We start from the raw sequence: 7,270 nt of genomic DNA, 5'->3' as shown, positions 1-7,270 counted from the left end.
GCCCCGGCGTCAACCGCGGCCCGGGTCTGAGCCTGCCGCATCGCCGCGCTGGCCGCCCGCACCAGCATCCGCGTCTGCGGCGGCACCCACGGCACCACGCTCAGATCCGGCGCCGGAGCCACGACCACCTCAGCGCCGGCCGCACGCAGCGTTCGAACCGCATCACCGAGGCTCGCCGCGGCCTGCGCCGGCGGCACGAAGTGCGTGAGGTCGTTGGCGCCGATGATGATCAGCGCCAGTCCGGGGCGCCAGGCGGCGGCGCTGCGGGCCTGGCTCTGGAGGGCCTGGCTGCGGGCACCGGGTACGGCGAACACCCGGCAGTCGGTCGTGATGCCGGCGGTGGTTAGGTCGGCGGACAGCCGCGCGCCGATCGTGTCGGCTTGGCGGGCGGCGCCCTGCCCGTACGCGATGGAGTCGCCCAGGACGGCGAAAGCAAGGGTCACGCTGTGGTACAACACCTCGGCGCGACGATCTATTGCGGCGGCGTCCACTGGTAGTGCGTCGAGGTGGTGATCTCGTGGAAGCCGCACCGGCGCAGGATCGGCGCGCTGGCCGGGGACGCGTCCACGTGCAGCAGCCGGAAGCCGCGGGCGACCGCCTCCCGGGCCCGGGCGCCGATCATGGCGCGGTAGAGACCGCGGCCCTGCCACTCCGGCAGCGTCGCGCCGCCGAGCAGGGCGACGAAGTCGGTGCCCGGGTAGTACGTCGCGATGGCGGTGCAGACGACCCGGTCGCCGGCCTCGGCGACCAGGATGGTGATCAGGCCGGGAGCGGCCGCCACCCGGGCGCCGAGGTCGGCCGCGACCCAGGAGCAGTCCGTCCCGATCACCTCGGTCTGGTGGTCGGCGAAGCGGCGCAGGTCCTCGGCCTCGCTGACCTGCCGCAGCACCACGCCGCCGGGCAGCACCGGGTCGGCCGCCACCTCCTCGGCGTGGCCGAGCAGCACGGTTGACGGCTGCTCCGGCTCGAAGCCGGCCGCGACCAGGCGTTCGGGCAGCTCCGCGGGCAGGTCGTGGGCCGCCAGCTTCCACTCGACGCCCTGGCCGCGGGCCTGGAAGTAGTCCCGCTGCCGGGTGATCAGCCGGTCGAGCTCGACGCCCCGGACGCCGACGTCGCGTGGTGTCCGGATGCGTCCCACGTGCGCGCCGACGATGCGCAGGATCGGGCCGTCGTACTGGTAGGTCATGCCGGACGGGACGGTGCCGTGAGCCATCCGCATCTGCTCGTCGTAGGCGGCCAGGAGTGTGGCGGTGTCGACCATGGTCACATGGTGCCGGACCCGACCCGGGCCGGTGGGACTCGGCGGCGCACCGTCGTGCTCGCGGCGGCCAACGCGGGCCGGCGCCGGGCCCGGTGCCAGCGCCGCCCGCTCAGCGTCCAGCGCAGCAACGCCCGGGGCGCCGCGCTCTGCGTCGCCACGTGCAGCAGGTAGCGCCACATCGGGTATTCGCCGCGGCGGTTCGACAGCGCGTACGAGAACTGCTTGGCCGGCAGGTCCGCATAGTCCGGCACCCGCTCGAACCATTCGCTGCTGGCCTTGGCCGCCCGTTGCAGCGGGGCCAGCGCCGTCTTGCGGCGGTGTTCGTAGCGTTCCAGCGCCACCGCCAGGTCGTCGCCACCGGCCACCATGTCGGCCAGGGCCATCGCGTCCTGCATCGCCAGTTTGGTGCCCGAGCCGATCGCGAAGTGGGTCGTGTGGGCCGCGTCGCCCATCAGCACCACGTTGCCGTGGTCCCAGCGCTGGTTGGTCAGCCGGCGGTAGTTCAGCCAGCCGGTGCCGCCGGCCTCGGCGCGCTGGTCGATCAGCGGTTGCCCGCCCAGGTGGTCGGCGAAGATCTCCCGCAGGCGGGCGCAGCCCTGCGCCGCGTCGAGGCGGTCCAGCTCCAGCCCGGCCCAGGTCTCGGGCGAGCATTCCACGATGAACGTGCTGGTGCCGTCGTCGAACGGGTAGGCGTGGTACCAGATCCAGCCGGCCGCGGTGCGTTCGAAGCCGAAGGTGAACGTGTCGAAGACGTGCGGCGTGCCCAGCCAGATGTACTTGTTGCGGCCCGTCTCGAGCTCCGCGCCGAAGTGCTCGGCGTGCTGGTCGCGGATCTTGCTGCCGGCACCGTCGCAGGCCACCACCAGGTCGGCGTCGGGGACCTCGGTCAGCTCGTCGCGGTAGCTGATCTCGACGCCGAGCTCGACGGCGCGGGCGGCGAGGATGTCCAGCAGCTTGTGCCGGCCCAGGCTGAAGCCGTACCCGGCCAGGTGGGTGACCGCCTTGCCGGTGGCGCGGACCTCGTACTCGTCCCAGCGGCAGGCCGCCTGCGCGATGCGTCCGGCGCTGACCGGGTCGTAGCGGAACAGGTCGTCGAGCAGGTCGTCCCAGAAGACCACCCCCCAGCCGTACGTGACGCCGGCCGGGTTGCGTTCCAGCACGGTGACCTGATGCGCGGGGTCGGCCAGCTTCGCCAGCACCGCGAAGTACAGGCCGGCGGGGCCGCCGCCGATGCAGGTGATGCGCATGCCGGGCTCCTAACGGTAGGGCGGGAAGGTGGCGGACAGGTCGTCCGGGTCGGTGCCGGGCCGGCGGTCGGCCACCAGCCGGCGGTACGCGTCCGGGTCGGCGACGATCCGCCAGCTGTGGAACGGGTGCCGGCCCGGCGAGAAACCGGCCTTGTACGAGAACAGCGAGTCGTTGCTGCCACCCTTGCCCCCGCCGAGGTGGAAGACGGTGTCGCCGCGGCTCTTGCACCACCGCCGGACCTCGTCGTACAGCAGCTCGTCGGCGTAGCGCTTGGGCGCCCGCCGGGTCGACGACACGTAGCCGGTGGCGATGCCGTCGTGTTCGAAGAAGGTGTTGCCGCCGACCACCTCGTCGCCCTCCAGCGCGACGGCCAGGTGCATGCGGTCGCCGACGGCGTCGTGCAGCGCGGCCAGGTGCTCGCGGGTGAAGAAGTAGTACGACGACGCCCCGACCCGCCGCATGTTGTCGTGGTAGACCGCCACCCATTCGCCGAGCCGGTCCCAGTCGTCGAAGACGATCCGGGTGCCTTCGCGGCGGGCACGGTTGATGTGGTTGCGGTGGTCGCTGCGGGTCTGGCGCCACATCTCGTCGAGGCTGACGGTCAGGTCCATCGAGACGGTCTCGCCGTGCCGGACCAGCGCGCCGAAGCGTTCCAGCGTGCTCAGCGGCGCGTCCAGCAGCGGGTGCATCCGGACGAACGCCGTCACGATGCCCTCGGCGCGCAGCGTGGAGAGCAGCGCGGCGCAGGCCCGGGCCCAGAACGCGGGGTCGCCGTCGCCGATCGGCGCGGGATAGCCGTACGGCGAGACGGCGTCGCGCAGCTCCGAGCCGGGCACGTCCCGCAGGATCAGCGGCAGGAGCAGCCGGCGGCCCTCCTCGGCGTAGTGGAAGGCGGTCGGCGCACCGCCGTAGAGCTTCGCGTCGAGCTCGACGTACGCGGGCTCGTGGTACATGTCGTGCGAGTTCTGCTGCAGGGCCTCCTTCCATTCCCGGGCTGTCGGGTCCACCAGCGAAGCCTTCATCTCCCATAACCTCCTTACGACCGCAGGATCCGGGCGTTGAGCGCCATGTTGGCGGCGAACTGGTCGTTGACGACCTGGTGCTGCTCCAGCCGCAGCTGCACGGCCGCGTCGTAGCGGCCCAGTTTCACGAAACCGTCGGAGAACCACCCGTTGTCGGCGCCGGTGCCGTCCACGAAGTTGCGGTAGGTGGTGCCGCCGGGCCAGATCACCTTGGTCAGCAGCGCGCCGAAGGCCGCCATGTCGGCGCCGGTCCAGGGCCGGCCGCGGTCGCGGGCCTCGACGACGTACGCCATGACGCCGTTGGCGTGGCTGACGTCCTGCCCCGGCCGCCGGGCCGAGCCCCACACGTCGCTCCAGAAGTACGCGGTGGGCTCGGCGGGGTTGCGCCGCAGCTGACCGCGCAGGCTCGCGCCACTGCCGGGCAGGTGCAGGTCGATGTTGCCGACCACTTCGAGGTACCGCCGGCGGCGCGCGGGATCGGTGGTGATCCGGGACAGGTTCAGCCCGATCAGCGCCCAGTGCGCGGCCATGTGGGTGCGCTCGCGGTAGATCGTGTCGCCGGCTCCCCGTGCGTACCATTTCTCGAAGATGTGGGTCTCCGCGAAGGCCAGCAGCCGCTCGTAGCGCGAGCGGTACGCCGGATCGCGGTGCACGTCGGGGGTTTCGCGCATGGCGACCAGCAGCGCGGTCCCGTAGCGCCAGAAGTAGCTCTCGTAGAGCGGCACCTCGTTGCCGCCCTGCCCCGAGCTGCTCGACGCCCAGCCGCGGAAGTCGTCGTGGAACCGGCTGTCCGGCAGCGACGACGAGGGCCGGGCCGAGGCGGCCACGTTCTCCACGAACAGAAGGGCCCGGTCGAGGTAGCGGTGCTCGCCGGTGGCCCGGAACATCGCGATGCAGGAGTCGACCGAGTAGGACAGGTCGTAGTGGTCCCAGCTGTCCGCCGACCGGCTCATCGGGACGCTGTTCGCGGCCATGTAGTCCCAGCTCTGCAGGAACACCGAAGCCCAGTGCGAGACCGGCTTGAGCTTGACCGTGAGTTCGGGTCGCGGTGCGGCCGGCGGCGCCGGCACGGGCTCCATGATGGACGGTACGTCGGTGCGCGGTGGCGCGCTCGCGGCGGTCAGCGAGGCCACGGCGAGCAGCAGCACCGCCCGGCGGCCGATCTTGGCGTGCGCGGTCATGACGACACCGGCTCTCTGACCGGTACGGCCAGCTCGGCGGTCACCGGGGCCAGGGGGACGACCGCCGCGGCCGCGGCCATGGCGGCGAACAGCCAGGCGAGCCGGGCGTCGTAGTAGTCACCGGAGAACAAGCTGCTCAGCGCGACGAAGACCGCCGCCGACACGGCGAGCCCGGTCAGCTGCGGGCGGACACCGCCGCCGCGCACCGTACGGGTCCACAACACGATCGCCGCGGTCAGCAGGCCGATGCCGATCAGGCCACCCTCGGCCGCGACGCCCAGCACGTAGTTGTGCGGATATTCGACGCCCTGGTTGACGCCGATGAGGCCGTAGAAGCCGTCCAGTCCCGCGCCGGCGAGCGGGTGCTCGACGGCCAGGCGCCAGGCGGCCGCCCAGATGTCCGTACGGTCGGAAAGGTAGCGCTGCTGCACGGTCTGCTCGACGAACCGTTCCTGGAACAGGTTGGTGAAGGCGGGCGGCGCGAACGCCCACACGGTGGCGGTGGCGAGCACCAGCACGGCCCCCGCGGCGACGACCGGGCCCGTGCGCAGCCGGCCGCGGATCTTGAAGAGCGCGAAGACGCCGACGGCCACCCCGGCGAGCAGGCCGGCCCGCGACCCGGACAGCACCGCGGCCAGCAGGAACAGCGGGATGACCAGCAGCGGCAGGATGCGCCGGGTGATCAGGAACAGGGCCACCGCGCTGATCACGCCGAGGATCTCGATGCGGACGAAGACGTTGGGACCGCCGCCGAACGCGGAGTAGCGGCCCTGGTCGCCGGGGCCGTTGATGAACAGCGCGGCCAGGGCGAAGACGACCGCCGCCACGAAGAACAGCAGGAACGTGGTGCGGATGACCACCGCCGGGTCGCCGATCGTGTAGACGTAGAACGCCACGGTCAGCACGCCCAGCAGGATCAGGTCGAGCGTCTGCGGGCCGACCCGGGAGGCCTGCGGCGCCCACAGTCCCGAGGCGATCTGGAAGAGGAAGAACAGCACGGTCGTCACCAGCCAGCCCTCCCGCCGGTGCCCGCCCAGCACGTGGGGCCGCCGGGCGACGTCGACCGCGAGCACGACCAGGGCGATTCCCAGCCCGATCACCCGCAGGTCGACCCAGGCCAGGTCGAGGAAGCCGGCCCGGTCCAGGGTGAACCGCCCGCCGATGGCGACCAGGATCATCACCAGGCCGGGGGCCAGAAAAACGCGAGGGTTCCGCAGCCAGCTCATGCGGTCACCTGCGCGACCCGGTCCCGGGTGACCCGGCTGGTGACGAGGGCGAAGAGCAGGCAGGCGCCGTAGCCGATCAGCGAGCCGTACGCGGCGCCGAGGATGCCCAGCGACGGAATCAGCAGCAGGTACGCCGCGAAGCTGACCGCGAAACCGGTGATCTCGGCCGCGGACACCAGCCCGCTGTAGCCCCGGGCGATGAGCAGGCCCAGGCTGATCCGGGAGACGGCGTAGAGGCCGGCCGCGGCGACCAGCGGCAGCACGACGGCCTTGGCCGGGGCGTACTGCTCGCCGAAGACGGGCACGATGAGCAGGTAGAGCCCGCCGGCGGCGATCGGGGCCACGACCAGGCAGTAGACAACCGCGGCGAGGACGATCGGACGCGTACGCAGCGCGCCCTCGCGGTGGCTGGCCCGCCACTTGCCCAGCCGGGAGTCCGCGTACGCGCGCAGTGGCCAGGCCAGCAGCTCGGTCATCGTGGCGACGCTGGCGTACAGGCCGAGGGCCGAGGTCGACGCCAGCACGGGCAGGGCCAGCCGGTCCGACCGCAGCATGGCCATGTTGGACAGGGCGGCCGGGAACAGTGCGAGACCCTCCTGGCGGACCGTGCGGTTACGGGTCAGCGGCGCGGCGGCCGGAGCCGGCAGGCGCAGCCACAGCACCAGGTAGGCGACGGTCGGCACCGCTCCGGAGACCAGGTAGGCGAGGATCCACACGGCCGGCTGGGTGGTGCCCGCCACGAACAGTGTGACCAGCAGGGCCAGCAGGAGCAGGGATTCGATGATGCGGGCGTACAGGAAGTCGCGTACCCGGCCGACGCAGATCGCGATGGCCCGGGTCGCCAGGCTCGAGGCCTCGGCGGCCGCGTAGGCGACGATCAGGGTGATGACCACCGGCCCGGGGTTGAAGCGTTCCGGGGCCAGCACGGCGAAGGCGGCCGCGGCCGACAGGGCCAGCCCGCCGGGAACGACGAGCAGCCGGGCGTAGGCGCGGACCGCTGCCGCCGGCGTGACGTCGTGGTAGCTCGCGACGAAGCTGCGTTCGGTGCCCAGCAGCAGCACCTGGGTCGCCAGGTAGACGACCTGCAGGATGAGGGCGACCTCGCCGCGCCCGGACGGGCTCAGGGCGCGGACCATCAGGATGTTGGCGGCCAGAGCGACGCCGCCGGTCAGCAGCTGGGAGGCGACGAGCTTGACGTAGGGCTCGCGTAGCTGGGCGAGCAGCCAGGCAGACGGGCCGCCGGCGCGGCCTTCGGGGTGTGGCTGCTGCTGCGCACGTTCGGCGTCCGCAGCGCCTTCAGCTACGCGGTCGTGGGCCTGGTGCTGTGGGCGG

Annotated in this window: 7 protein-coding genes; all 7 read right to left on the bottom strand. The window is 72.4% G+C overall.

All coding sequences use genetic code 11. The features are described from left to right. Positions 1-443, bottom strand: a 443-nt coding sequence (locus AB0C29_RS25360) for a GDSL-type esterase/lipase family protein (protein WP_360824697.1), incomplete at its 3' end; no start/stop codon positions are given. A gap of 29 nt (positions 444-472) precedes the next feature. Continuing rightward, positions 473-1,261, bottom strand: coding sequence for a GNAT family N-acetyltransferase (locus AB0C29_RS25355; protein WP_360824694.1), 789 nt, complete (start codon positions 1,259-1,261; stop codon positions 473-475). Between the two features lie 2 nt (positions 1,262-1,263). Continuing rightward, positions 1,264-2,508 carry an FAD-dependent monooxygenase gene (locus tag AB0C29_RS25350; RefSeq protein WP_360824691.1) on the bottom strand — a complete coding sequence of 415 codons (1,245 nt, stop codon included), beginning with the start codon at positions 2,506-2,508 and terminating at the stop codon, positions 1,264-1,266. Positions 2,509-2,517: 9 nt separating this feature from the next. Next, on the bottom strand, positions 2,518-3,531 hold the full coding sequence (locus AB0C29_RS25345; RefSeq protein WP_360824688.1) for a GNAT family N-acetyltransferase: 1,014 nt from the start codon (positions 3,529-3,531) through the stop codon (positions 2,518-2,520). 14 nt (positions 3,532-3,545) lie between these two features. Continuing rightward, complete coding sequence (locus AB0C29_RS25340; protein WP_360824685.1) at positions 3,546-4,712, bottom strand: hypothetical protein; 1,167 nt, start codon at positions 4,710-4,712, stop codon at positions 3,546-3,548. Then, a complete protein-coding gene (locus AB0C29_RS25335) occupies positions 4,709-5,938 on the bottom strand; it encodes an O-antigen ligase family protein (protein ID WP_360824682.1) in 1,230 nt (409 codons plus the stop codon). Before AB0C29_RS25335 ends, AB0C29_RS25340 begins: the two co-directional genes overlap by 4 nt. Next, the gene (locus tag AB0C29_RS25330; RefSeq protein WP_360824700.1) at positions 5,935-7,161 is read right to left on the bottom strand and encodes an NAD(P)H-quinone oxidoreductase; all 1,227 of its coding nucleotides are present in this window, start codon (positions 7,159-7,161) and stop codon (positions 5,935-5,937) included. The genes AB0C29_RS25335 and AB0C29_RS25330 overlap by 4 nt, the downstream gene beginning before the upstream one ends. Between the last annotated feature and the right edge of the window lie 109 nt (positions 7,162-7,270).

It is taken from the genome of Actinoplanes sp. NPDC048791 (genome assembly GCF_040650095.1).
GTDB lineage: Bacteria > Actinomycetota > Actinomycetes > Mycobacteriales > Micromonosporaceae > Actinoplanes.
Note: the sequence above shows the minus strand (reverse complement) of the source record. Positions and strands in the feature narration are given on the sequence as shown.

Bases quoted from the DNA above. Each gene is read 5' to 3' on its own strand.
- AB0C29_RS25340 (WP_360824685.1), bottom strand. From the start codon at position 4,712: ATGACCGCGCACGCCAAGATCGGCCGCCGGGCGGTGCTGCTGCTCGCC.
- AB0C29_RS25355 (WP_360824694.1), bottom strand. From the start codon at position 1,261: ATGGTCGACACCGCCACACTCCTGGCCGCCTACGACGAGCAGATGCGG.
- AB0C29_RS25345 (WP_360824688.1), bottom strand. From the start codon at position 3,531: ATGAAGGCTTCGCTGGTGGACCCGACAGCCCGGGAATGGAAGGAGGCC.
- AB0C29_RS25335 (WP_360824682.1), bottom strand. From the start codon at position 5,938: ATGAGCTGGCTGCGGAACCCTCGCGTTTTTCTGGCCCCCGGCCTGGTG.
- AB0C29_RS25350 (WP_360824691.1), bottom strand. From the start codon at position 2,508: ATGCGCATCACCTGCATCGGCGGCGGCCCCGCCGGCCTGTACTTCGCG.